Source organism: Salinibacter altiplanensis, assembly GCF_002894645.1.
Lineage (GTDB): Bacteria > Bacteroidota > Rhodothermia > Rhodothermales > Salinibacteraceae > Salinibacter > Salinibacter altiplanensis.
In genome coordinates this window covers 22,817-45,329 of record NZ_NCQY01000030.1, presented here as the reverse complement: position 1 = coordinate 45,329, position 22,513 = coordinate 22,817, and the positions used below count along the sequence as shown (strand labels likewise).

Genomic DNA, 22,513 nt, shown 5'->3' with positions numbered 1-22,513 from the left:
CATGCGTCCACTTCTATGGAGCGCCATTGTCTTTTTCGTGCTCGGGATTGCCCTCAGGCCTCAGGCCGTCCCCGCACAGCCGTCCCTCGGCGACGTAGTAATCAACGAGATCCTGTACGCCCCGTCGCCCCCGACGAATGAGTTTGTAGAGCTCCACAACCGGTCCGAGAACCCTGTTGCGCTCGACGAGCTTGCCGTCGCAGACGCCAATCGGTCATACGAGCCGGTGACGACCACCGACACCACACTCGATGGCGGGGACTACATCGTGCTGGTCCGTGCTCCCGGAGCCTTCACGGCCGCGTACCCGAGCGTGCCCTTTCTGGCACCGGCACGATGGCCGACCCTCAACAACAGTGGCGACACGGTTTACCTCCGCCATGCCCCTTCCGGCACCTCCCTCGATTCCGTGCCGTACGACCCATCGTGGGGGGGAAGCGGTGGCCGATCCCTGGAACGAATCGACCCGGGCGGGCCGTCGGACACGGGGACAAACTTTGCGTCGTCGGAGGCCGCATCCGGCGCCACCCCCGGCACGAAAAACAGCGTGTACGCCCCCGACGAGACGCCCCCTTCCCTCGTCCGTGTCATTCCCCCCCAACGTGGAGACTCGCTGACGGTGGTCTTTTCCGAACCCGTGGATCCCGCTACCGTCGCCCCCGAGGCGTTCCAGTTCGACTCGGCCGGGACTCCCTCCGTCACCGGGACCCAGGTCGACGACGACGTTCCCACGCAGGTTCACTGCACGTTGTCGCGATCCCTCTCCACCGGCGAGTACGTTCTCGTCGTCACCGGCATCGCCGATCTGCGAGGCAACGTGCAGGACGACGGCACCGTCTCGTTCTCCTATGTCGTCCCCGACACGCCAGCCCCCGGCGACGTGGTGGTTTCCGAGCTTCTGTACGCCCCCTCGCCCGCGTCGAACGAGTTTTTCGAATTGTACAACCGCTCGGACAAGACCTTCGACCTGGGCGCCTTCCGCTACGCCGACGAGGCCCGAGACTTTGCCCCGGCCGCCCCGCCGCAAACGCTGTTTCGCCCCGGCCAGTATGTCGTGCTCGTGCGGGATGCAGACGCGTTCGCCGACGCCTATCCCGGTGTGGAATTTATTTTCCCGGAGGGATGGGACGCCCTCAACAACGGCGGGGACACGATCGTCCTGCGGCACGCCCCCTCCGACACCGAGATTGACGCCGTGTCCTTCGTCCCCTCGTGGGGGGGACGCGACGGCCGGTCGCTGGAGCGCATCGACCCGCGCGGCCCCTCGGACGATGCGTCGAATTTCGCCTCGTCCACCGCCCCGAACGGGGCAACGCCCGGCGCGCAGAACAGTCGCTACGCGCCCGACACTGCCCCCCCACAGCCCACGTTCGCCGAGCAGGTGGACTCTCTGGCCGCCGCGGTCACCTTCAATGAACCGATTCGCTCGGCCAGCACCCCACCGGAGGCGTTCCAGCTCGATGGATCCACGGTCGTGGAAACCCGCGTCCAGGCCGACAGCGTCGTGCGTCTGTCGCTTGCGGAGGCCCCAACGGCCGAGGCCGTCGTCGTCACCGATGTGCGCGACCGGGTGGGCAATCGGCGCGACCGGGCCTCCCTGCCCTTCGCCCGGCGTCCCCATCCCGTCACATTGATCGTCAATGAACTCATGTTCAATCCGTTGGCCGACGACTTTGACGATCGGCCCAATCAGGTGGAATACGTGGAGCTTCGGAGTCTCGCCGACCATCCCCTGACGCTCAGCGGACTGGCGCTGACCGACCGGCCCACGGAAAACGGCACGGCGGATACGCTGCGGGTCGGACGGCGACGGCGCCTCGCACCCGGGGGGTTCGCCATCGTGGCGGCCGCCCCGAAGGACGCCGCCTCTCCCGAGTCGTCTCAGCTAGCCGCTGCCTTTCCCAACGCGCCGCTGGCATCAGACGCGGTGGGCTACCTCCCTGTGCGCGGCTCCACACTGGGCCTTCGCAACGACGGCGATCGCGTTCGGGTACACCGCCGCGACAGCACCGTCGTTGCAGATCTCTCGTACACCCCCGACTGGCACGCCGCCGGTCTCGCAGATCCGAAAGGCAGCGCACTGGAGCGCATCAGCCCGACCGCCAACGCCAGCAAGGGAGACAACTGGACGAGCAGTACAGCGTCTGCGGGCGGCACGCCGGGGGCCCCAAACGACGTGTCCCTAGCTCCCCCAGACGACACGCCCGCCGCCCCCGGGATTGACATCCGCCCCAGCCCCTTCTCCATCGAGCGGGATGGAGCCACCCGCATCCAATACACCCTGTCCGCCCGCCCAAGCCTCGTCCGGGCTCGGATCTTCGACGCCCGAGGCCGCCGCGTGCGCACCCTTGAACAGGCCCGGCTTTCTGGCCGTAGTGACGAGCTGGTGTGGAACGGGCGCGACGATGCAGGCGATCGGGTACGCGTCGGCCCCTACGTGGTCCTGCTCGAGGCGGTCCAGGCCGACGACGGCACCACCACCGAGCTCAAGGAAACGGTCGTGGTGGGCCGCCCCCTGAACTGACTCGCAGCCGGTCGTTCCCATTCCCAACCGGGGCTATGCGCGCTCGAAAAGCGCCCCTTCGATCGTGAGGCCCGGCCCAAAGGCCATGGCCACCCCCCGATCGGGCGGCGCACCGTCTCTCTGGGCGGCCTGCTCAAAGATCCGCTTCAGGACAAACAGGATGGTCGGCGAGCTCATGTTGCCGTACCGCCGGAGGACCTCCAGGCTCGGCTGCACATCGCTTGGGGCGAGGCCAAGGACGTCCTGCGCCCGCTCCACGACGGCCCGCCCCCCCGGATGAACGGCCCAGAAGTCCAGGTCTTCGGGGGCCCGGTCGTTGGCGCCCAGAAGCCCATCGACGTAGCCCGGCAGGTGGTCGGCGATCACGTCTGGCACCCGCGACGAGAGCCCCATCAGGAAGCCGGTGTTGCCAATCGCCCAGGTCATGTCCTCCATCGAGTCGTCGTCCAGGCGGCTCTGACCGTCGACGTAGGTCATCCGGCCGCGGGCCTCCCGGTCCGTCCGTGCAGAGAGCACCGTGGCCGCCGCGCCATCCGAGAACAGGGAGTTGACGACGACGCTTTCCAGGGTGTCGTCGACCTGGAAGTGGAGCGTGCACAGCTCCGTACATGCGACCAGCACTCGGGCGTCGGGCTGGCTCTGGCAAAAGCTGTGGGCCACCCGCAGGGCATTGAACGCCGCGTAGCATCCCATGAAGCCGATGAACGTGCGCTCGGTGTCTGCGGGCAGGCCCAGCCGCTTTACGAGCTCAATGTCGAGCCCCGGGGCGAAGAAGCCGGTGCAACTCACGGCCACCACGTGCGTGATGTCGTCCGCCTCTGTATCGGCCGCGTCGAGGGCCCGGCCCGCGACGTCTTCCGCGAGCGGAATGGCGGCCTCCCGGTACTTTTCGTTGCGCTCCTTGGTGGACGGGGCCGGGTCGAGCGACCAGTTCTCTGGAAAAAAAGTAAAAGCCCCCGGATTGTCTTCGCCGTAGTCGTCCACACACGAGTACCGGTAGTCGATGGCCGATTGCTCGTAGAGTGCCGGCAGCCGGGCCCGCAGCGGCTCGGGCAAACGATCAATCTGCTGCATGAACTCGGCCGCCTCCGTCTGGGGGGTACGGAGGGATGGGTTGCCGGTGGCAATCGACTCGATGACGGTGTGCATGAGAAGCGCTGGACAATCAAGGAGGAGCAGAAGCGGAAACCATTTCGGGCAAACGCGTGACCCGTGTGGGAGTTGGCACTATCGCGTCACAACTGGTTTATCCACCATCCAACCTGCCAGCCTGTCCCCCCGAAGACCGACTGCGCCTTGTGCCCGACCTTCCCGCTCTCTCCCGCGGCGACGTTCGCAACTGGACCGAGCAGCGTTTTTTTGATCGGGGGGACACCTACTTCCGTCACGATCGCATCCAGCATCCTCGGCGGGTGGGACACATCCTCAAAGCCGAGTGTCGGGGCTCTCAGCCCCAGCCATACCACATCGAAGCCACGCTGGACACAGCAGGGATTTCGGACGCGGAGTGCTCTTGTCCGATGGGCGGGGGCGGGTACTGCAAGCACGTCGTGGCCCTGCTGCCGACGTGGGTGGAGTCGGCAGAGGCGTTCTCCACGCAGGCCTCCCTGGGAAAAACCCTCCGGCAGCGACCAAAAGGGGAGCTCGTGGATCTCCTCCTGCGGATGATCGATCGACACCCGGACCTCGAACGCCTCGTTACCGCGTCCGCTCAGGCCAACGCCCCCCTCGATCCCGCCCCGTTGCGTGGGGACATCAAGGCGGCATTCCAGGCCGCCGCCCCGAGCCACGAGCACGACACGGATCCAAGGACGAAGGCTGTGGATGACATTCAGCCATACCTCTCCCTCGGGGATAACTTGGCTGCACAGGGGCGACGAGACGACGCCGCAACCGTGTATCGCCTGTTGACCGATGTTGGATGTGAGCACTACCCGAACCTCCCGGAAAGCTCCGGGCATCTGGCCAGTTTCGTCCAGACCTGCACCGAGCGGCTCGGAGACGCACTCGCGGACGTGGATGCCCTCGATCTCCGCGAAGATATTCTCCGAACCCTCTTCGAAGCGTACGTGACGGACCTTGCCCCCGACGGGGACGGCCTCGGCGACGCTGCCAAACAGATTCTCCTGGACGCCTCCCGCCCCCCGGAGCGAAGACAGATTTCTAAATGGGTGCGCGCTCGTCTGCCCGGGATGGACGGTTCCACAGACGGCCGCCGCGTGATTGTCCTTGGGTCATCTGATGCCTCACCTCAGGCCTGGAAGCGCAAAGCGCTGGGCGGCTTTTTGTTAGACCTTCGCGCCGACTCGCTCGACGAGGAGACGGCCCTTCAAATTTACCGAGACACCGGACGCACTGAGGACCTCGTGGGGCGCCTGTTGTCAGGGGGCCGCAGGGAGAAGGCACTCGATGCCGAGGCGGTCGAGGCCTCCCATCCGGAGGCGGCCCTAGACATCTACAAAGAGCGCGTGAAGGTCCTGTGCGACCGGGCCGACCCCGACCGCTGGTCGGATGTACTGGGGGCGCTCTACGACGAGGAACTGCATCGGCTTCCCGCAGCCCGCGACGAATTTGAGCAGGCGGGGCTGTTATGAGCCGTCTTGCCTGGGGCATGGCCCCCTGGTGGGTGGAGGCGACCGTCGGCGTGCTACCTAGACGCGGGGCCGTTGCTTCGAGCGTCGCTTGCGCGATCCAACCGGGCCCAGGCCAGCCGTTCGAAGACGTCGCTCCATGAGGCGAAAGAATGCCTCCCGCTCTGAGGCCCGCACCACGGCCCGCTCATGTGCCTCCGACAAGGCGAGCGGATAGCCGTCGCCCTTTCGGCACTCCTGGAGAACTGTAGCGTGCACGCGATCCATAAACGCTGAGGTCTCGGCCACCCATCGGGGCACTTCCACACGCCCGATTTCGCCCCCGGCCGGCCCCGGCACCTTCACGTAGAAAAACGAGATGTCCGTACCGGCCGGGTATTCGCCCTGAATGTGCGAGGCCGACCCGAAGACGGCCGATCGCTCCCCCGGAGCGAGCACCGCGTCCAGCACGTGGCGGTCGAGCACACCGTCGAGCTTCGGCTCAGGCGCAACCTCAGACGCGTCGACCGGAGGATCAGGGTCAAGGTCGCCCCCCACGAACCGAAGCAGGTTGACGACCTCGGTGCTGGCCGGCATGCTCACGTAGGACGCCAGCGCGAGGCCTGCGTCCCGGATGTCTTCGAGGTGCTCCGTATATCGGGCAATCAGTTCGTCTTCGAGGGCCTCGTGGTCCATGCCCCGCACCATCCACCGAATAAGGGTCCCGTCGGCCAGGGCCACGAGGGGGCGATCCTGCACCTGAGCCGACACTGCCGCGTCGAGAAGATGCTCCAGTTCCAATTCGTCCCGAAGGGCCGAGACCAGCTCGGTGGTGATCGTCTCCACCCGGGCGTCGAAGCGATCATCGACCTCCTCCCGGAAGTGAAGCCTCGGCACCGCGTCGAGGCGCGCGTCCTCTGTGGTGCCGTACTGGAAGGCAACCTGACTCACGTTCAGCAAAAAGAAGGGCGGCTCCACGTGGCGGGCCGGGTAGATCTGTGAGCCGTCGGTCGCCACCACCGTGATGGGAGACGGGCGCTCCGGGGGGGCGTGCACGGCGGCGGGCGGCTCGCGCATCTGTGCGACCAACCGACGGGGCTGCGCGGTGGCGACCGCCTCCCGCACCGCCTTCCAGTTCTCGTGGCCGACGCGGAGCAGGGCCTCGCACCGGTCCCGCTGCGCGGTTCGACGGCTCGTCCGGTCGGTCTGGAACTCCGTAAATGTGTCCAGCTGGTCTCGAAGCTGTCGAAGGTCGAGCATCTCTTCAGGGGGTTGGATACAGTCACTTCGAGATTCTGCCGCGCATGCCGGATATTGGGGATGCCGCTTTGTGCGGGGCGCTCACCCTCAACGTTGGATGCACTCCCTTCTTCTCCCCATGGCCGACCGATCAGCGCGCGAAACCCTGGGCCTCACCGTGGACCTGGCGATGATGGTCCTCATCGTCGCCAACCTCGCCCTCCTCATCGTGGACTGGGGCTTCGCCAGCCCGGTCGTCCAGACGCAAATGCAGAACTACGCCCCGGTGCTATACACCTGGTACGACCAGACGATCCACCAGCATTTCCTGCTGTACGACCTCGCGTTCGTCTCGATCTTCGTCGTCGAAATCCTCGTGCGCTGGGGCCTGGCCATCTACCGGCAGCGCTACCACCGCTGGTTCTTCTACCCGTTCGTGCACTGGTACGACGTGCTCGGCTGCATTCCGGTCGGGTCGCTGCGGTCGCTCCGCCTCTTGCGGCTCGTGGCCATGATTCCGAAGCTGCAGCGGACGGGCCTGGTCGATCTCCGGGAGACGTATTTCTACAAGACGTTCGAGAAATACCGCGACATCGTGCTGGAGGAGATCAGCGACCGCGTGACGGTCCGCATCATCGAGGGCCTGCAGACGGAGATTCGCTCGAGCCAGGCGGTGACCCGGCGGATCGGACGCGAGGTAATTGCGCCACAGCGAGAGGCCCTGATCGAGGCGGTGACGCACCGCTTGCAGGAGGCCACGGCGGTTGCCTATGAGCAGCAGCAGGAGGACTTTCACGAGTACCTCGATTCGGTCATCGAGGACGCCGTGGATCGGAATCGCGAGATCAGCACAATCGCCGCACTGCCGGGCGTGGGGCGCCCCGTGGCTACATTGCTGGAAAACGCCATCAGCGACATCGTATTCAGTGTTGTTAACCAGATGGTGACCGACGTCTGCTCCTTCGACAACGACCAGGCGATCACACAGGTCACTTCGGTTTCGGCGGACGCTCTGATGAGCCCGAAATACGACCAGCGCCTGAACCAACTCGCCCGGTCGGTCGTGCTCCAATCGCTGGACGTGATCAAGGACCACGTCGAAATCCAGCGCTGGAAAGAATCGGCGCCCCTTGCCACCTCTTCTGAATAACCCCCCTGCCGTGGCTGGCCTATACATTCACGTACCGTTCCGGGAGGCACCTCGCCCCTACGACGACGCGTACACCACGTGTGACCCGGCACCCGGCGCGTCTGCCTACGCGACCGCCCTGGCCCAGGAGATCAGCCAGTATTCCGATTCGCTTCTCGCGGACGCAAAGCTCCGCACGCTTTACGTGGGCGGGGGGCGGCCGTCGCTCTGTCCGCCGGCGGCACTGCGGCCGCTCGTGGAGGCCCTGGCCCGCACCGTTGACCCTTCCGGCCTCGAGGAAGTGACCGTCGAGCTGCATCCCGCCGACGCGTCCCCGGCGTACCTGGCAACCCTTCGCCGCTGGGGCGTCCCGCGTCTGAGCGTTGAGGGCCTTTCGGTCGCCGGGACCGACCCATCCGGGGCAGGGGCGGCGCACTCCCCCAACGACCTCGCTCGGACCCTTCAACGAATCCGAGGGGCCGGGTTCGACGATGTCTCGGTGGACCTGCTGTTCGGCGATGAGGGCCAGTCGCGGACCGCCTGGAAAGCGAGCCTCCACCGGGCCGTAATGTTGGACATTCCCCACCTCACGCTCCACGAGATGACGACGGGCGCCCCAGACAAGCGCGCCGACCAGTTGGCCTTCGCCCTCTCCTTCCTCCGGGCCAAGGGCTACGAGCCCTACGAGCTCACCCACTTCGCCCGGCCCGGCCACCGCTCCGGCCACCAAGAACACGTCTACGCTCACGGCTCCGTCCTGGGCCTCGGCCCCGGCGCGGAAAGCTTCTGGTGGCCCCCCCGGGCCGCCCCCTCAACGGCACGGCGGTGGGCGAACGTCGCGGACCTGTCGACGTACGTAGAGCGGCTTCAAAACGGCGTCTCCCCTGTCGCCCGGACCGAGACGCTGGAGACATCGGCCCTCGCCCGCGAATACGTTCTCCTTCGTCTCCGCACACAGGAAGGACTGAACCTGAACACCCTGGCTGACCGATACGACCTCGCCCTGCGAGCCCGCAAGCCCGACACGCTGGAGCGCCTCCGCGAACAGGGTTTGATCCACGACGACCCGGACTGCGTGCGCCTGACGGACCGCGGCCGCCTTCTCACCGACGCCATCACACGCCGGCTGGTTCGTGGGATTTGAGGTGTGCCAGGTCCGCTTGGGCTCGCTTCATAGAAGAAAGGCGCGCACTCCCCGCCTCGTAGAGTCGCCGTCCCTTCGCAAAGGTGCCCTCCACAGTCGCCTCAATGCCTACACTTCGCCGCGCCGAGACCGAGGCCGATCTGGACGCCGCCCGTCGCCTGTTTCGGGCGTACGTCGACGGCCTGGACTTCGATCTCGACTTTCAGGAGTTTGAGGCAGAGATGGACGCTCTCCCCGGACCGTACGCCCCGCCGGACGGGGCCATCCTGCTGGCGGACGTGCCAGAGAGGCCCGTAGGCGTCGTGGCCGTCCAGCCGCTGGACGAGGAGGGCGTCTGTGAGATGAAACGCCTGTACGTGCGGCCGGCGCATCGGGGGCAGGGACTCGGCCGGAGACTGGCGTCGGCGATCATGGAGAATGCCCGAACGCTGGGCTACGACACGATGCGCCTCGACACGGTGGCTTCCATGACCGCTGCACGGCGCCTCTACCGGTCTCTTGGGTTTGAGGAACGGGATGCGTACTATCACAACCCGCTTCCGGAGGCCGTGTATATGGAACGTGCTCTCTAATCGTCCCCTTGCACTCGCATGCGTCTTGCCTCTCTCCTACTGGTCCTGGCCCTCGGCCCGCTTCCCTTCTCCGGTTGTGCGGACGAGAGCGCAGAGCCCTCAACGGATGGATTCGAAGTCGAGGGCACTCTTTCCTTCCTCACTCCAGACGCAGATACGCTCCGGACGATTGGCGTAGACATTGCCGACACGGACGCCGAGCGCAAACGGGGACTGATGCGGCAGCGCTCGCTGGGATACGATCGGGGCATGCTCTTTGTCTTCGACTCGGTGGACGAAGGGGGCATGTGGATGAAGAACACCCCGCTTCCCCTCGACATCGTGTTCGTGGCCCCCGACTCGCAGGTCATCAACATTGCCCGCCGGACGACCCCCTTCTCAGAGGAATCCATAGAGCCAGCGGCCCCCCGAAAGTTCGTCGTCGAGGTCCGTGCCGGCTTCGGCAACCGCTTCGGCCTCACGGACAGTACCCGGGTCCGGTGGACACCCACCGACTGACCCGTCCACTCTTCCTCATTTTCCCTCCCCTCTCCTCATGCGACGCCTCTTTGGACTCACGCTCTCGGCCGGGCTCCTGCTTCTGAGCGGACTCGCCTGCGGTGCCCCCGACTCGTCCGAATCGACCGAGGCCGACACCACGGAGACGATTCCCTTCACCACAGAAGGCCGCCTGGCGTTCATCCAGGACGGCGACTCGACGGTTACCATCGACCTCGAAATCGCCGACACCGACTCGGCACGCGAGCGGGGCATGATGCAGCGCACGGGCTTCCCCAACGACCGGAGCGGGATGCTCTTCCCCTTCGACGAGGAGCGGCCGCAGAGCTTCTGGATGTCGAATACACCGGTCGCACTCGACATTGTCTTCGTCGATGCAGACTCGCAGATCGTCAACATCGCCAAGTACACCACCCCCTTCTCCAACGAGCGCTACGAGTCCGACGCGCCGGCCCGGTTCGTGGTGGAGGTGCCCGCCGGGTTTGCCGACTCGCAGGGGCTGCTGGAGGGCGACCGCATTCGGTGGCGACGACTGGAATAAGACAGCCAGCGGTGCGCCTCTTGAGTTGGGACCGGGCCGAGTTCTGGCACGACGCGTCAGTCCAATCGGACGTACACCGACTCGGGGCCGTCCAGAAACGCGCGACTGATTGCGAAGGTGTCCGCCCGAACGCCCCACTGCGCGTTCTCAAGGTACGCGCCGTAGGTTGCCTGGCGCTTGAGCCGTCCGTCGCGGTAGACCTCCACGGTGTCACGGTCCGTGAACAGAACCGTCTCGGTTCTCCCCATTGATCTCGGCGTGGACACTCCGAGGTCCCCGAAACAACACACGGTGCGCCGCCACTCCCATTCCCCACGCAGCGCCGTGGTGTCCGACGCGAACTGTTCAAAATCCACCCACTCTACGCTTTGGGCCGCGTCGTCGGACCCGACGAGCGAACAGCCCCATGCGAGCAGGCACATCATTGCCACGGCGGTGAAGGGGCGGGACATGGCAGACGAGGGCGTGGGCGACTCAAGGACACGGACGGTTCAGACTCACCTGTCCTACACGCATCTCCGTGCCAGATGACCACTCAAGATCGCTGCCTTGCTGACGGACCCCTGACCGCTTCTACACCCCGAACGACTCGCCGCACGCACACTCCCGAGAGGCCTGGGGATTGGAGAAGTGAAAGCCGTCCCCATTAAGACCGTGCGTGAAGTCGAGCTCCGAGCCGTCGAGGTAGAGCCGGGTCTTCTTGTCGAAGACCACCGGCACCCCGTTGTGCTCCTCCACGTCGTCGTCCTCTTTGACGGTCGTCTCCCACCCGAGGTCGTACGTCAGCCCGGAACAGCCGCCCGGCACCACCGCCACGCGAAGAAGGGTCTCGCCCAGGTCCACCTCTTCGTCCGACGCGACTGACTCTATCTGATCGAGGGCCCGATCCGTGATTGAAAGGGTCATAGCGAGAGCAAAACGAGTCCACTAGATGACGGGTCGTCCCGTACCACAGGCCCAAATCGAAAGTTTCTCCGTCCTCTTTTCTTTCCAACGCCCCCTGTTGCACCAATCTCATTTCCGTGCTCTGTGGTCGACCGCCAACTTCCTATAAAAATGTAACGGCCTCAGCACCCGGGGGAACGACCCTCTGGCCCCCCTGTTGTAACCGCACGTTGACACAGAAAAAGCAGCGTAAACATCGGTTTACACTCAGGTCCGACGCCTCGCCTGGGACGCCGATGCCCCCCGCACCGGATCACGCACGACACCCCAAGGGACTGCTTATGAGCACGTCTGAGACTCAGTATCTAGAAGGAAAGGCCAGCGAGGACTACAAGCACGGCTTCTACACTGACATCGACGCGGAAACGGCGCCTGACGGCCTGACCGAGGATGTCGTCCGCTACATCGCCCACCGCAAGGACGAGCCGGAGTGGCTTCTGGAGTGGCGGCTGAAGGCATTCCGTCACGCCCGCGACCGAATCGACGGGGGAGAAACCATCGACTGGGCCCACCTGGACTACGAGGCGCCCAAGTTCGACGAGATCAGCTACTTCTCCGCCCCGAAGGAGACGGCCAGCTACGACAGCATCGACGAGGTGCCGGACGAAATCCTGGAAACGTTCGAGCGGCTCGGCATTCCGCTGGAGGAGCAAAAGGCCCTGACCGGCGTGGCCGTCGACGCCGTGATGGACAGCGTCTCCGTGGCCACTACGTTCAAGGAGAAGCTGAAGGAGAAGGGCGTGATCTTCAAGTCCTTCGGCGAGGCCGCGAAGGAGCACCCCGAGATCGTGCGCGAGTACATGGGCACGGTCGTCCCCTACACCGACAACCTGTACGCCGCGATCAACTCGGCGGTCTTTAGCGACGGATCGTTCGTGTACGTGCCAGAGGGCGTCACCTGCCCGATGGAGCTGTCCACCTACTTCCGCATCAACGAGGCGGGCACCGGCCAGTTTGAGCGCACGCTGATCGTCGCCGAGCCCGGCGCCTACGTGAGCTACCTGGAGGGCTGCACCGCCCCGATGCGCAAGGAGAACCAGCTGCACGCGGCGGTCGTCGAGTTGGTCGCCCACGAGGACGCCGAGATCAAGTACTCCACCATTCAGAACTGGTATCCGGGCGACCCGGACACGGGGGAGGGCGGCGTCTACAACCTGGTCACGAAGCGAGGCCTCTGCAAGGGCGACAACTCCAAGATCAGCTGGACGCAGCTGGAGACCGGTTCGGCCGTGACGCAGAAGTACCCGTCTGTCATTCTCGCCGGGGACGACTCGGTCGGCGAGTTTTACTCGGTCGCCTTCACCAAGGGGCACCAGCAGGCCGACACAGGCACGAAGATGCAGCACATCGGCAAGAATACGAAGAGCACCATCATCTCGAAGGGCATCTCGGCCGATGTCGCGGACAACAGCTACCGCGGCCAGGTGAAGGTGAGCAAGAACGCCGACAACGCCCGCAACTTCTCCCAGTGCGACTCGATGCTGCTCGGGCCGGACTGCGGGGCGCACACCTACCCGTACATTGAAAGCAACAACCCCTCGGCGCAGATCGAGCACGAGGCGACCACCTCGAAGGTCGGCGAGGACCAGATGTTCTACTGCCACCAGCGCGGCCTCGGCGAGGAGGAAGCCCTCAAGTTGATCGTCAATGGCTTCTGCCAGGAGGTCCTCCAAGAGCTTCCGATGGAGTTTGCCGTGGAGGCGAAGGAACTCCTCGACATCGAGCTCGAAGGCAGTGTCGGGTAGCATCGCAAAAGCAGAAGCCGCCCGGAAGCGTGCGACGGTCCGTTCCGTCCACGCTCCCGGTTCTCTTCTGCTCCGGGCCCCAGGCCCTGGCTTTTTCTGCGCACGACAACATTCTTCTTCCACTGCACCACTCATACACGGTCAAGATATGGCACTTCTGGAAATTGAAAACCTACACGTCGGCGTCGAGGACGAGGACATTCGCATTCTCAATGGAGTCGATTTGACCCTGGACACGGGTGCCCTGCACGCCATCATGGGCCCCAACGGCTCCGGCAAGAGCACCCTCGCCTCCGTCCTCGCTGGGCGCGAGGAGTACGAGGTCCTGGAGGGCAGCATTCGCTACGACGGTGAGGACCTTTTGGAGCTGGAGCCCGAGGAGCGCGCGGAGGCGGGCGTCTTCCTTGCCTTCCAGTACCCGGTGGAGCTTCCCGGCGTAAGCATGACCAACTTTCTGAAAGAGGCCGTCAACTCCGTCCGGGAGGCACGCGGCCAGGAGGAGCTCTCCTCCACCGAATTTCTCCAGCAGATGCGCGAGCGGGCCGACATGCTGGGCCTCGACGCCGACCTCACGAAGCGGTCGGTCAACGAGGGCTTCTCCGGCGGAGAGAAGAAGCGGAACGAGATCTTTCAGCTCGCGATGCTGGAGCCGCGCCTCGCCATTCTCGACGAGACCGACTCGGGGCTTGACATCGACGCGCTGCAAAGCGTGGCCAACGGCGTCAACAAGCTCCGCGATGGAAGCCGGGGCTTTCTGGTCATTACCCACTACGAGCGCATTCTGCAGTACATCGTCCCCGACCGCATACACGTCATGATGGACGGTCAGATTGCACGCTCCGGCGACAAGGACCTCGCCGAAACGCTGGAGGAGCACGGCTACGAGTGGATTCGCGAAGAGGTCGCCGCCGCGGCGTAGCGGCCCCGGGATCCCTGGGCGCAATGGTGCGCTCGGGGTCCCCCCCTAGCCTCCTCTCTGTCTCCGTTCCTCAACTACTCCTCCATCATGACCACCACCCTTGACACCGACGTTCGCCCCGAGGACCGGTTTATCTCGGCCTTCGAGGTGAATCACGGCCAGGCCCTCAACGGAACGAATGCCTCGATTGCCCAGCAGCGTGAGGACGCCATCGAGCGCTTCGCCCAGCTCGGCATCCCGACCAACGATCTGGAGGCCTGGAAGTACACGAACATCGCAAAGACCATCGACCGGCCTTACACCCTCCCGCTGGCCCCGGAGGGGCCTTCGCTCGACCCGAGCGACGTCGCGCCGTTCACGATCGACGAGATGGATGCCCACCGGGTCGTGCTCGTCAACGGTCGCGTCGACGCGTCGCTCTCCGACATCGGCGACCTGCCGTCGGGCGTTGTGCTCAGCAGCCTCGCCCAGGCCGGCGAGGAGCACCCCAGCCTCGTCGAAGAACACTACGGCCAGTACGCCGACTTTGAGAACGAGGCGCTCACGGCCCTCAACACCGCGTTCGTGCAGGACGGTGCCTTCGTGTACGTCCCCTCCGGCACGGTCGTCGAAAAGCCCATCTTCTTCCTCCACGTCACAGCCGGCCCAGAGTCCCTGTTTCTGCAGCCGCGTCACCTGTTCGTGGTCGAGGATGGGGCCATCGCCAAGATCGTCGAGACCCAGCATTCCCTGACCGACGCTCAGACGTTCACGAACACGGTGAGTGAAGCCTTCGTCGGCGAGCGGGCCAACCTGAAGCACTATCTGGTGCAGGACGAAGGGCCGCACGCCTCACAGGTCCACACGCGCGCCGGCCAGCAGAAGGACGACAGCGTGTACTCGACCAACACGATTACCTTTAGTGGAGACGTGGTGCGCAACAACGCCACGGTTGAGGTGAACGGCTCCTTTTGCGAGTCGAACCTCTACGGCCTCTGCATCGGCAAGGGCGAGATGCACGTGGACAATCACACGCAGATGAACCACGTGCAGCCGGACTGCAACAGCAATGAGCTGTACAAGCACGTTCTCAACGACGAGTCGACCGCCGTCTTCAACGGCAAAGTGCTGGTGACGCGCGGCTCTCAGCGGATCGACGCCTACCAGCAGAACGATACGATCGTGCTGACCACCGACGCGAACATCTACACGAAGCCGGAGCTTGAAATCTACGCCGACGACGTGGTCTGCAGCCACGGCGCGACCACCGGCCAGGTGGACGAGGAGGGCGTCTTCTACCTCCGCTCGCGGGGCCTTTCCGAACGCCGGGCCCACATCCTCATGCTGCAGGCCTTTACCGACGAGGTGTTGAGCGAATACAAGATCGCCCCCCTCCGCAGCTACATCACGGACAAGATTCGGCGGCGCTTCGGCAGCTACTTCGAGTGATCCCGCGGAGGGAGCGGCCGTGTGAGGGCACCATCGATCACACGCCCCCCATTACTCCTACACCTTCCCCCAATTCGTCATGCCCGCGACGACGCATCCAACATCCGAAACGGCCTCGTTCGACGTGGAGGCGCTCCGTGCGGACTTTCCCGCACTCAGGCAGGACGTGTACGAGGACACACCCCTCGCCTACCTCGACAACGCGGCCACCTCGCAGAAGCCGACCCCCGTAATCGAGCGGCTGGATGGGTTCTACCGCGAGGAGAACAGCAACGTGCACCGGGGCGTCCACCGGCTCAGCCAGGACGCCACGGAAGCGTACGAATCCGCTCGGGAATCGCTGGCGCACTTCCTCAATGCGCCGGACCCCGACCAGATCATCTTTACGCGGGGCACAACGGAGGGCCTCAATCTCGTGTCTTCCACCTTCGGCCGCATGGTGGTGGAGGCGGGCGACGAGATCCTTCTTACGGAGATGGAGCACCACTCCAACATCGTGCCCTGGCAGATGCTGGCCGAGCAGGTGGGAGCGTCGATCGAGGTGCTGCCCGTCACGGACCGCGGCGAACTCCGGATGGACCTGCTTCCGGAGATGCTCACCGACGACACCGCACTCGTCGCCATCAGCCACGTCTCCAACACGCTGGGCACCATCAACCCGATGGCAGACGTCATCGACGTGGCCCACGCCGAAGGGGTGCCCGTCGTCGTAGATGGGGCGCAGTCGGCCCCGCACATGCCCGTCGACGTGCAGGCACTCGACGCCGACTTTTTTGTGTTCTCGGGGCACAAGGTCTTCGGACCCACCGGCATCGGGGTTTTGTACGGGAAGCGCGAGCACCTTGAGGCAATGCCGCCCTACCAGGGCGGCGGGGACATGATCGATCAGGTCTCGTTCGACGGGTCGACCTACGACGGGGTGCCCCACAAGTTTGAGGCCGGCACGCCGAACATCGCCGATGCAATTGGCCTTGGCACCGCTGTCGAGTACCTTGAGGACCTGGATTGGGAGGCCGTGCAGACCCACGAGGACGACGTGCTCCGCTGCGCCACCGAGCGCGTGCAGAATGTCGAGGGCACCCAGATCGTGGGCACCGCGCCCGACAAGACGAGCGTTCTCTCGTTCGTCTTCGATGACATTCACCCGTACGACGCCGGAACGGTGCTCGACCGTGAGGGCGTCGCCGTGCGAACCGGACATCACTGCACGCAGCCGCTCCTGGAGCGATACGGCCTCCCCGGCACCATCCGTGCCTCATTTGCGGCCTACAACACTCATGAAGACGTAGACCGGCTGGTGGAGGGCCTCCAGAAAGTGCGACGGATGTTCGGCTGATCCTCCCGGCCACGGTCCCGTCGAAACCACCGCACGCGGGAGCCCCCACACACGAACGAGTTAAGACGCGTTTTTTCCATCATTTCTGCTTGCCCTCATGCCCGCCACGGACACTGTTTCGGATCGTGCGCAGCAGATCGTCGATGAGTTTTCGCTCTTTGACGACTGGATGAGCCGATACGAGTACCTCATCGAGCTTGGCGACGACATCCCGCTGCTTGAGGAGGAAAAGAAGACCGACGAAAACTACGTTCATGGCTGCCAGTCGGATGTCTGGATTGAGACAGAACTCGACGAGACCGACACGGCCCTGTGCGTGCAGGGGGACAGCAACGCGAAAATTACGAAGGGGTTGGCCGCGCTCATCATTCGCGTGATCAACGAGCAGCCCCCTGAGGCCGTCGCGGACGCGGACTTCGACTTCCTCGACGACATCGGCCTCCACGAGCACCTGAGCTCACAACGAAATAATGGGCTCAAGGCCATGATTGAGACTGTGCAGGAGCGTGCTCGTGAGACGTAAACGTGATGCCTGAGGAGTGACCGTGGAAGCGTGACGCAGCAGACCCTCACGGCTCACGAGTCCCTCATCGCATCCCCCCCCCGACGGCGACCCGCTTCACTCAAAAAACGTTCCCAACCCTCCAACTACGACATGAGTCCTTCAGGTGCAATGCCCGGCGGAATGGGCGGTATGGGTGGCATGGGCGGCATGCCCGGTGGCGGTGGCGGAGGTGCCACCGACATCCCCGACGACAAAGAACAGTCCGAGATTGAGCTTCCGGAAACCGTTCCGGATCACATCCAGGATACGCCGGACGACGAGCTGTATCAGCGAGTCGTAGAGTCGCTCCGCGAGATCTATGACCCAGAGATTCCGGTCAACATTTACGACCTCGGGCTGATCTACCACTTGGAAATGGGCGAGGACGGCCACGTGGACGTGCTGATGACCCTCACGGCGCCGAACTGCCCCGCCGCGGGCGTTCTGCCCGGCCAGGCGGAAGACGCCGTGCGCGACACGGAGGGCGTCGAGAGTGTAAACCTGGAGATGACCTTCGAGCCGCCCTTCGCTCCCCAGATGATGTCGGAGGAGGCCCGCCTCGAACTCGGCTTTATGTAGTCAGCGTCGAGCGTCCGGGCCGAGGCTCGGATTTGCTTCGGGTCGCACGTTGATGCTCACAGATTGTCTCCCGCCGATGGATCACGCACGCACCATTGCGATGGCCACCACCCTTCTGGCCGACGGGCGGGCAGAGGACGTGGCCGACATGGTGGAGCCGTTGCTCACTCCAGTGACGGCCCCGGCCGCCAGCACAGGGCAGATTCTGCTCCGGGGAGTGCTGGCCCGTGTTGAGGCGACCCATCGCAACCATCCGGATCGGGCGCTCGACCTGCTCCCAGCGGCCGACGAGGTATCGGACCTGTGCACGTGCGTCCGGGCCGACGTGGCACTCTGGCGCGGCTGGGCCCATGTGCGTCGCTCCGAGGCGGTGGACGAGGCAACCCAGGGACTGCGCCTGCTGAAAGAGAGCCAGGAGCTCTTCGCCTCGATCTGTGACCCGGTGGGTCGCAGCTGGGCCCTGTTGGGGCAGGCCGAGGCCTACGACGCCCTCGGGGAGTACGGCCTTCTGCACCGTGTGCTTGATGACGCATCCGGGCTCCTCGACCGCCTTCAGGACACGCAGGCAGAGCAGTGGCTCCACGAGCTTCGGCGCCGGTCCCCCGCAGCGGGCCCCGACGAAGAGACGCCGCCCGCTGCGGGAACGGATCCGTCAACAGTCGTTGACGGGTTTGTGGCGGAGAGCCGTGAGATGCAGGCCGTGGCCGAGACGATCCAGCAGATTCAGCCGAGCCAAAGTCCTGTGCTCATCACCGGGGAGGGCGGTGCCGGAAAGCGTCTCGTGGCGCGCACGGTTCACGCGACGAGCCCCCGGGCCGACGGCCCCATCAAACACATCTCGTGCGACCCGACGCAGGCCGGTGAGTCGTTGGAAGCGCAACTGTTCGGGGCCGAGGGTTCGTCTCGCCCTGGCGCTGTGCAGGCCGCCGACGGCGGAACACTCGTCATCGAAGACGTCGACGCCCTCCCCCCTTCCCTGCAGTCCTCATTGCTCGATCTCCTCGATGCGGAGGCCGCTCCGACGGCGGGCGAGGCTGATGGGGAGCCGGCGGACGTCCGCGTTGTCGCCACGACAACTGCCGACCTCGGCGCCCGTGTAGACGAAGGCCGCTTCCGCTCGGCACTGCGCAACCGTCTGCGCGTGATCACTCTCCACGTTCCGCCCCTCCGCGAGCGACGCCCCGACATTCCACTGCTCGCCCGTCACTTCCTGAACCAGATGCGCCCGGAGGGCTCGTCCCTCGTCTCCATTACACAACCGGCGATGGAGGCCCTGCTCCGCTACAACTGGCCGGGCAACGTGCGGCAGCTCCGCAACGAGATCGAACGGGCCCTAGTGCACGTGCAGAGCGAACCGGCCCCAACGATCACGCTCGACATGCTCCTCGATACCATCGTCGAACACGCACGAGACCATGCCACGACTCAGCCCTCTCCGGATCCCCCTGACGCCATCCTAGAGCCCGACCGGACCCTCAGCGACGTGCTTTCCCGCACTGAAAAGGCCATTATCGAACGGGTGCTTCAGGCCTGTGACGGACAGGTGACCGCCTCGGCGGACGTGCTGGGCCTAACCCGGCAGGGGCTCTACAAGAAGATGAAGCGGCTCGGCGTCGATGCGTCCGCCTTCCAGACAACCTCGGAGCCGACTCCTGCGTCCTGACCGACACTCTTCCTTGCATTCTCCCCCCCATGCCTGCCGACCCTTCCTCCCCCAGTACGGATGCGACACCCGCAGTGGATGTCCAGCTCGACCATGCATCGGTCATGACTACGGACCTCGACGCGGCCGTCTCCTTCTACGTCGACCTCATCGGGCTCTCGCTGCGAACCGTGGAAGACGACCCCGTGCGTGCCGGCCGGCAGCGCGCTCTGCTTGCCGACGACCGCGGGGGGGATGTCGTGGAGCTGATCGAGATGGAGGAGATGAAACACCCGTCCGTGCCGGGACGAGGCGGCATTCATCACCTCGGGTTTTCTCTGCCGTCCCGCGAATGGCACTCGCTCCGCTCTCGCCTCGACGCGGCCGACCATCCCTACGAAGAAGTAGAGGGACGGCTTTTTGCCCGGGACGCCGACGGGCTGGTGCTCGAAATTGAGAAAGGATAGTCTGTCCCGGATGGGGGAAGCGAGCACCGATGAGCTGAGGGCCGTCGAAGAAGTGCCCTCCGCGCCCATCGGGGAAGGAGAGAGTGGCGGCCGGCCAAGACCACTTGTAGCGTCCCCACGAGGAAATTTTCTCTGGGATGCCCCGGAAGGCGAATTGAAACAGACGCCGAAGGCTTGCCTCAGTCGTCGTTCGACTCTTGCCTGGGCGTTCGGACACTGTCCGTGAGCTCATTCTCGTCGTCCGGGCGGATGTCCACCCCCCTTCGTTCCAGGAGGTCGCCACACATCTCAACGGCCTCCACGAGGCCATTCGTCAGGTTGTCGTTTTGGATTCCGCGTTGGATGCGAGCAACGACCTCGGCCCAGTCACCGGGCTCCACCTGTTGATTGATGCCGGTATCCCCAAGCACCTCGATCCGGTGCTCTCGAAGAGACACGAAGACCAGGATTCCGGTTCGGTCTCGGGTGTCAAACACCTCTTCTTCGATGAAGGCCTGCAGGGCCCGCCGGTGCACCGTCTCGTCGAGACGATCACTCCCGGCCAACACTCGCTGCAAGGGGTAGACATATCGCGCGAGAAGGCCTCCCGTCGTTCCGGCCACGAGGACCGACAGGGCCACGCCCCACGGGGCGAAGAGCCACCCGAGGCCCCACCCATCGTAAAACTGGAGTGTGAGCAACACCCCCGTTAGGACAAAAAGCATCGCCGCCCCAATGCCCCGCCACACCGCTACTTCGTAGTCGTCACTGCGTGGCACGACCACCGGCACAATCTCGCCGGCCGTCCGCTCCTCCGCGCGGCCCACGGCGTCCCGAATGCGATCTTGATCGAGACGGTCAATCATCGTGTCCATGGTCCACCACAAAATCTAGAACTGGATAGGCGTGAGTGAGGGCACAGAACGAGGGCCGTCCCCAGAAGCATATCCCCACGGTCGGTCCCAGGACGAACCGCTCTCCTCTACGGGGCACCAGCGCCGCCCGATTCGGACGACGTGCCGGAGGACGACTGCCGCCGCTGTTTCTCGATGATCTTGAGAGCCTGGTCGGCCTGACGCGTGAAGGGCGATCCCTCCCCGGCGAATTCCTTCACCTGCTCAAACGCCGCCGTGGCCTGATCCAGGCGGTTGATCTGCAGGAGCGCGAGGCCCTTCTGAAACCGCGCCGGGACGAACGTCGAGTCGTCGTCGAGCACCGCGTTGATGGCCTTGATGCCGCGCATCGGGCGATTCGTCAGGAGGTAGGCCTCCCCCATTCGTGTTCGAGCGTCGAGGTCATCGGGACGCTGGTCCACGACCGTCCGGTAGGCCTGTGCCGCGTGCCGGGCCACTTCGAGAACTTGTTGCCGCTGTTCCTCTCTCTGCAGCTGTTGCATCCAGCGGTACAGGAGATCGGCGGCGCGACGCTGGGCGTCCGCGGCCCCGGTGGCGTCCGCAATGTCGTTCTGCACCACTGCCGCCCGGCCCGGCTGTCCCACCCCAATCAGAAGATTGACCAGCTCCGACTGGGCCGCTCGCTTGCCCGAGCCGGAGGCTTGTTCGATCGCAGTCTCCAATGAGTCGATCTGTCCCGCCATCGCCCCCCCGACCGACGACGTGCCCGTCTCCTCGAGAAGGGTTTGAAGGTCTGTCAGCTCTTCTCCTGTCCTCCTCTCCCCGGACTGCATGGGCGGCGATCCGCCGGCTGCACCGGAGGGAGACGCCTCATTCCCGGCCGGGGCGGACGACGCGCCCTCGGACGCCTCTCCGCCCCATTCGTATTGCGCGCTCCACTGCGTCGCGAAGAAAAGCCCAACCACGAGCGCAAGGGCTCCTCCCACGAGCATCGCGATTTGCCGCCCCATCGCCCGTTCCGCCTCCTCCGGGGATGAAGGCCCGTTGGGGGCAGGGCTCTCGTTGCTCGTTCCTTCGGAAGCATTGGTGGGGAGGTCCGCCGTGATCGGTCGCGTTCCGTCCGGGGCATTCGCCCCGGAGAGATCCTGAAGCTCTTCGCCGCACTGGCTGCAGAACCGCGCGCCCGGCGGGTTTTCCCACCCACACTGGTTGCAGAAGACGGAGGGCTGTTCGTCCGGCTCGGCATCGGTGCTGTCAAAATCCGACGACGTCTCCTGGGCTCGGTCGGTTTCGGTCTCGGTCGCTTCTGCCTCCGCTCCATCTGCTTCGGCCTCCGCGCCCGATTCGTCGACAGCGGTTCCGCACAGATCACAGCGATTGGACGAGGCCGGCACGCGGGCACCGCACGAGGGACAGGGGCGAGTGGAATCGGACATAATCGGCAGAAAAACAGTGCGACCCAACAGGAAGAGAACCGCCGTGACTACTCTTCGTCAGATTTGTGAGCCGCATCCACGGCGTCGCTCAGCTTATCCGAGGGGCGAAACACCGGCTTGTACCGATCCTCAATCTCGACCGGCTCGTTGGTCTGTGGATTGCGCCCGGTTCGGGGCGCTCGGTGCTGGACCTCAAACACCCCAAACTCGCGGAGCTCGATGCGCCGGCCCTCCTTCATCGCCCCGCGCACCGCCGTCATGAAGCCCTCTACGACCGCCCGCGTCTCGATTTTCGTGAGGCCGGTCCCCTCAGCAATCTGATCGATGAGGTCTGCTTTGGTCATGGACATGAGAAACCCGGAAACGGATCCGTGGAGGTCGAGTGTGTGGGGATCCCGAACGCCGCCGCCGAATTCGTGATT

Annotated in this window: 22 protein-coding genes; 15 read left to right on the top strand and 7 right to left on the bottom strand. The window is 64.9% G+C overall.

Annotated features, from left to right (window positions below):
• Position 1: 1 nt before the first annotated feature.
• Positions 2-2,524 carry a lamin tail domain-containing protein gene (locus B7R93_RS12240; protein WP_103021050.1) on the top strand — a complete coding sequence of 841 codons (2,523 nt, stop codon included), beginning with the start codon at positions 2-4 and terminating at the stop codon, positions 2,522-2,524.
• A 33-nt stretch (positions 2,525-2,557) separates the two neighbouring features.
• Here B7R93_RS12240 and B7R93_RS12235 read toward each other — a convergent pair whose 3' ends face one another.
• On the bottom strand, positions 2,558-3,673 hold the full coding sequence (locus B7R93_RS12235; RefSeq protein ID WP_103021049.1) for a type III polyketide synthase: 1,116 nt from the start codon (positions 3,671-3,673) through the stop codon (positions 2,558-2,560).
• 149 nt (positions 3,674-3,822) lie between these two features.
• On the opposite strand from B7R93_RS12235, the gene B7R93_RS12230 reads away from it, so the two are divergent.
• Positions 3,823-5,118, top strand: coding sequence for an SWIM zinc finger family protein (locus tag B7R93_RS12230; RefSeq protein ID WP_157942292.1), 1,296 nt, complete (start codon positions 3,823-3,825; stop codon positions 5,116-5,118).
• A gap of 57 nt (positions 5,119-5,175) precedes the next feature.
• Here the strand turns inward: B7R93_RS12230 and B7R93_RS12225 are convergent, their stop codons facing one another.
• Positions 5,176-6,354 (bottom strand): DNA double-strand break repair nuclease NurA, encoded by a 1,179-nt coding sequence (locus B7R93_RS12225; RefSeq protein WP_103021047.1) that lies wholly within the window; start codon positions 6,352-6,354, stop codon positions 5,176-5,178.
• Between the two features lie 118 nt (positions 6,355-6,472).
• Between B7R93_RS12225 and B7R93_RS12220 the strand changes: the two genes are divergently transcribed.
• From B7R93_RS12220 to B7R93_RS12200, 5 genes are all read left to right on the top strand, one after another.
• On the top strand, positions 6,473-7,483 hold the full coding sequence (locus B7R93_RS12220; protein ID WP_232798388.1) for a hypothetical protein: 1,011 nt from the start codon (positions 6,473-6,475) through the stop codon (positions 7,481-7,483).
• A gap of 10 nt (positions 7,484-7,493) precedes the next feature.
• Positions 7,494-8,606, top strand: coding sequence for a coproporphyrinogen-III oxidase family protein (locus tag B7R93_RS12215; protein WP_103021046.1), 1,113 nt, complete (start codon positions 7,494-7,496; stop codon positions 8,604-8,606).
• Between the two features lie 104 nt (positions 8,607-8,710).
• Positions 8,711-9,178, top strand: coding sequence for a GNAT family N-acetyltransferase (locus tag B7R93_RS12210; RefSeq protein ID WP_103021045.1), 468 nt, complete (start codon positions 8,711-8,713; stop codon positions 9,176-9,178).
• Between the two features lie 18 nt (positions 9,179-9,196).
• Positions 9,197-9,676: a DUF192 domain-containing protein gene (locus B7R93_RS12205; protein WP_103021044.1), complete on the top strand. Its 480-nt coding sequence runs from the start codon at positions 9,197-9,199 to the stop codon at positions 9,674-9,676.
• Between the two features lie 37 nt (positions 9,677-9,713).
• Complete coding sequence (locus B7R93_RS12200) at positions 9,714-10,217, top strand: DUF192 domain-containing protein (RefSeq protein WP_103021043.1); 504 nt, start codon at positions 9,714-9,716, stop codon at positions 10,215-10,217.
• A gap of 56 nt (positions 10,218-10,273) precedes the next feature.
• Here B7R93_RS12200 and B7R93_RS12195 read toward each other — a convergent pair whose 3' ends face one another.
• Entirely contained in the window at positions 10,274-10,669 is a 396-nt protein-coding gene (locus B7R93_RS12195; protein ID WP_103021042.1) for a hypothetical protein, read from the bottom strand.
• Between the two features lie 121 nt (positions 10,670-10,790).
• Complete coding sequence (locus B7R93_RS12190; RefSeq protein WP_103021041.1) at positions 10,791-11,123, bottom strand: HesB/IscA family protein; 333 nt, start codon at positions 11,121-11,123, stop codon at positions 10,791-10,793.
• 320 nt (positions 11,124-11,443) lie between these two features.
• Here B7R93_RS12190 and sufB point away from each other — a divergent pair, with 320 nt between their 5' ends.
• The 8 genes from sufB to B7R93_RS12150 all read left to right on the top strand — a co-directional run bounded on the left by sufB (position 11,444) and on the right by B7R93_RS12150 (position 19,822).
• Positions 11,444-12,907, top strand: a complete 1,464-nt coding sequence (gene sufB / locus B7R93_RS12185; protein ID WP_103021040.1) for a Fe-S cluster assembly protein SufB — start codon at positions 11,444-11,446, stop codon at positions 12,905-12,907.
• Positions 12,908-13,055: 148 nt separating this feature from the next.
• Positions 13,056-13,826 carry a Fe-S cluster assembly ATPase SufC gene (gene sufC / locus B7R93_RS12180; RefSeq protein WP_103021039.1) on the top strand — a complete coding sequence of 257 codons (771 nt, stop codon included), beginning with the start codon at positions 13,056-13,058 and terminating at the stop codon, positions 13,824-13,826.
• Positions 13,827-13,913: 87 nt separating this feature from the next.
• Positions 13,914-15,254: a Fe-S cluster assembly protein SufD gene (gene sufD, locus B7R93_RS12175; RefSeq protein WP_103021038.1), complete on the top strand. Its 1,341-nt coding sequence runs from the start codon at positions 13,914-13,916 to the stop codon at positions 15,252-15,254.
• A gap of 79 nt (positions 15,255-15,333) precedes the next feature.
• The gene (locus tag B7R93_RS12170; protein ID WP_103021037.1) at positions 15,334-16,590 is read left to right on the top strand and encodes an aminotransferase class V-fold PLP-dependent enzyme; all 1,257 of its coding nucleotides are present in this window, start codon (positions 15,334-15,336) and stop codon (positions 16,588-16,590) included.
• 97 nt (positions 16,591-16,687) lie between these two features.
• A complete protein-coding gene (locus tag B7R93_RS12165) occupies positions 16,688-17,113 on the top strand; it encodes a SufE family protein (RefSeq protein WP_103021036.1) in 426 nt (141 codons plus the stop codon).
• Between the two features lie 189 nt (positions 17,114-17,302).
• Positions 17,303-17,713, top strand: a complete 411-nt coding sequence (locus B7R93_RS12160; RefSeq protein ID WP_423815908.1) for an SUF system Fe-S cluster assembly protein — start codon at positions 17,303-17,305, stop codon at positions 17,711-17,713.
• 76 nt (positions 17,714-17,789) lie between these two features.
• Positions 17,790-19,376, top strand: coding sequence for a sigma 54-interacting transcriptional regulator (locus tag B7R93_RS12155; RefSeq protein WP_103021034.1), 1,587 nt, complete (start codon positions 17,790-17,792; stop codon positions 19,374-19,376).
• Positions 19,377-19,405: 29 nt separating this feature from the next.
• On the top strand, positions 19,406-19,822 hold the full coding sequence (locus B7R93_RS12150) for a VOC family protein (protein WP_103021033.1): 417 nt from the start codon (positions 19,406-19,408) through the stop codon (positions 19,820-19,822).
• Between the two features lie 179 nt (positions 19,823-20,001).
• On the opposite strand, the gene B7R93_RS12145 is transcribed toward B7R93_RS12150, so the two are convergent.
• The 3 genes from B7R93_RS12145 to B7R93_RS12135 all read right to left on the bottom strand — a co-directional run bounded on the left by B7R93_RS12145 (position 20,002) and on the right by B7R93_RS12135 (position 22,441).
• Positions 20,002-20,676 carry a TPM domain-containing protein gene (locus B7R93_RS12145; RefSeq protein WP_103021032.1) on the bottom strand — a complete coding sequence of 225 codons (675 nt, stop codon included), beginning with the start codon at positions 20,674-20,676 and terminating at the stop codon, positions 20,002-20,004.
• 107 nt (positions 20,677-20,783) lie between these two features.
• Complete coding sequence (locus tag B7R93_RS12140) at positions 20,784-22,091, bottom strand: zinc ribbon domain-containing protein (RefSeq protein WP_103021031.1); 1,308 nt, start codon at positions 22,089-22,091, stop codon at positions 20,784-20,786.
• Between the two features lie 47 nt (positions 22,092-22,138).
• On the bottom strand, positions 22,139-22,441 hold the full coding sequence (locus B7R93_RS12135; RefSeq protein ID WP_103021030.1) for an HU family DNA-binding protein: 303 nt from the start codon (positions 22,439-22,441) through the stop codon (positions 22,139-22,141).
• Positions 22,442-22,513: the final 72 nt, after the last annotated feature.

Coding starts and splice junctions, on each gene's coding strand:
- B7R93_RS12240 (WP_103021050.1), top strand. CDS start 2: ATGCGTCCACTTCTATGGAGCGCCATTGTCTTTTTCGTGCTCGGGATT.
- B7R93_RS12235 (WP_103021049.1), bottom strand. CDS start 3,673: ATGCACACCGTCATCGAGTCGATTGCCACCGGCAACCCATCCCTCCGT.
- B7R93_RS12225 (WP_103021047.1), bottom strand. CDS start 6,354: ATGCTCGACCTTCGACAGCTTCGAGACCAGCTGGACACATTTACGGAG.
- B7R93_RS12220 (WP_232798388.1), top strand. CDS start 6,473: ATGGCCGACCGATCAGCGCGCGAAACCCTGGGCCTCACCGTGGACCTG.
- B7R93_RS12210 (WP_103021045.1), top strand. CDS start 8,711: ATGCCTACACTTCGCCGCGCCGAGACCGAGGCCGATCTGGACGCCGCC.
- B7R93_RS12205 (WP_103021044.1), top strand. CDS start 9,197: ATGCGTCTTGCCTCTCTCCTACTGGTCCTGGCCCTCGGCCCGCTTCCC.
- B7R93_RS12200 (WP_103021043.1), top strand. CDS start 9,714: ATGCGACGCCTCTTTGGACTCACGCTCTCGGCCGGGCTCCTGCTTCTG.
- B7R93_RS12195 (WP_103021042.1), bottom strand. CDS start 10,669: ATGTCCCGCCCCTTCACCGCCGTGGCAATGATGTGCCTGCTCGCATGG.
- B7R93_RS12190 (WP_103021041.1), bottom strand. CDS start 11,123: ATGACCCTTTCAATCACGGATCGGGCCCTCGATCAGATAGAGTCAGTC.
- sufB (WP_103021040.1), top strand. CDS start 11,444: ATGAGCACGTCTGAGACTCAGTATCTAGAAGGAAAGGCCAGCGAGGAC.
- sufC (WP_103021039.1), top strand. CDS start 13,056: ATGGCACTTCTGGAAATTGAAAACCTACACGTCGGCGTCGAGGACGAG.
- sufD (WP_103021038.1), top strand. CDS start 13,914: ATGACCACCACCCTTGACACCGACGTTCGCCCCGAGGACCGGTTTATC.
- B7R93_RS12170 (WP_103021037.1), top strand. CDS start 15,334: ATGCCCGCGACGACGCATCCAACATCCGAAACGGCCTCGTTCGACGTG.
- B7R93_RS12165 (WP_103021036.1), top strand. CDS start 16,688: ATGCCCGCCACGGACACTGTTTCGGATCGTGCGCAGCAGATCGTCGAT.
- B7R93_RS12160 (WP_423815908.1), top strand. CDS start 17,303: ATGCCCGGTGGCGGTGGCGGAGGTGCCACCGACATCCCCGACGACAAA.
- B7R93_RS12155 (WP_103021034.1), top strand. CDS start 17,790: ATGGATCACGCACGCACCATTGCGATGGCCACCACCCTTCTGGCCGAC.
- B7R93_RS12150 (WP_103021033.1), top strand. CDS start 19,406: ATGCCTGCCGACCCTTCCTCCCCCAGTACGGATGCGACACCCGCAGTG.
- B7R93_RS12145 (WP_103021032.1), bottom strand. CDS start 20,676: ATGGACACGATGATTGACCGTCTCGATCAAGATCGCATTCGGGACGCC.
- B7R93_RS12140 (WP_103021031.1), bottom strand. CDS start 22,091: ATGTCCGATTCCACTCGCCCCTGTCCCTCGTGCGGTGCCCGCGTGCCG.
- B7R93_RS12135 (WP_103021030.1), bottom strand. CDS start 22,441: ATGTCCATGACCAAAGCAGACCTCATCGATCAGATTGCTGAGGGGACC.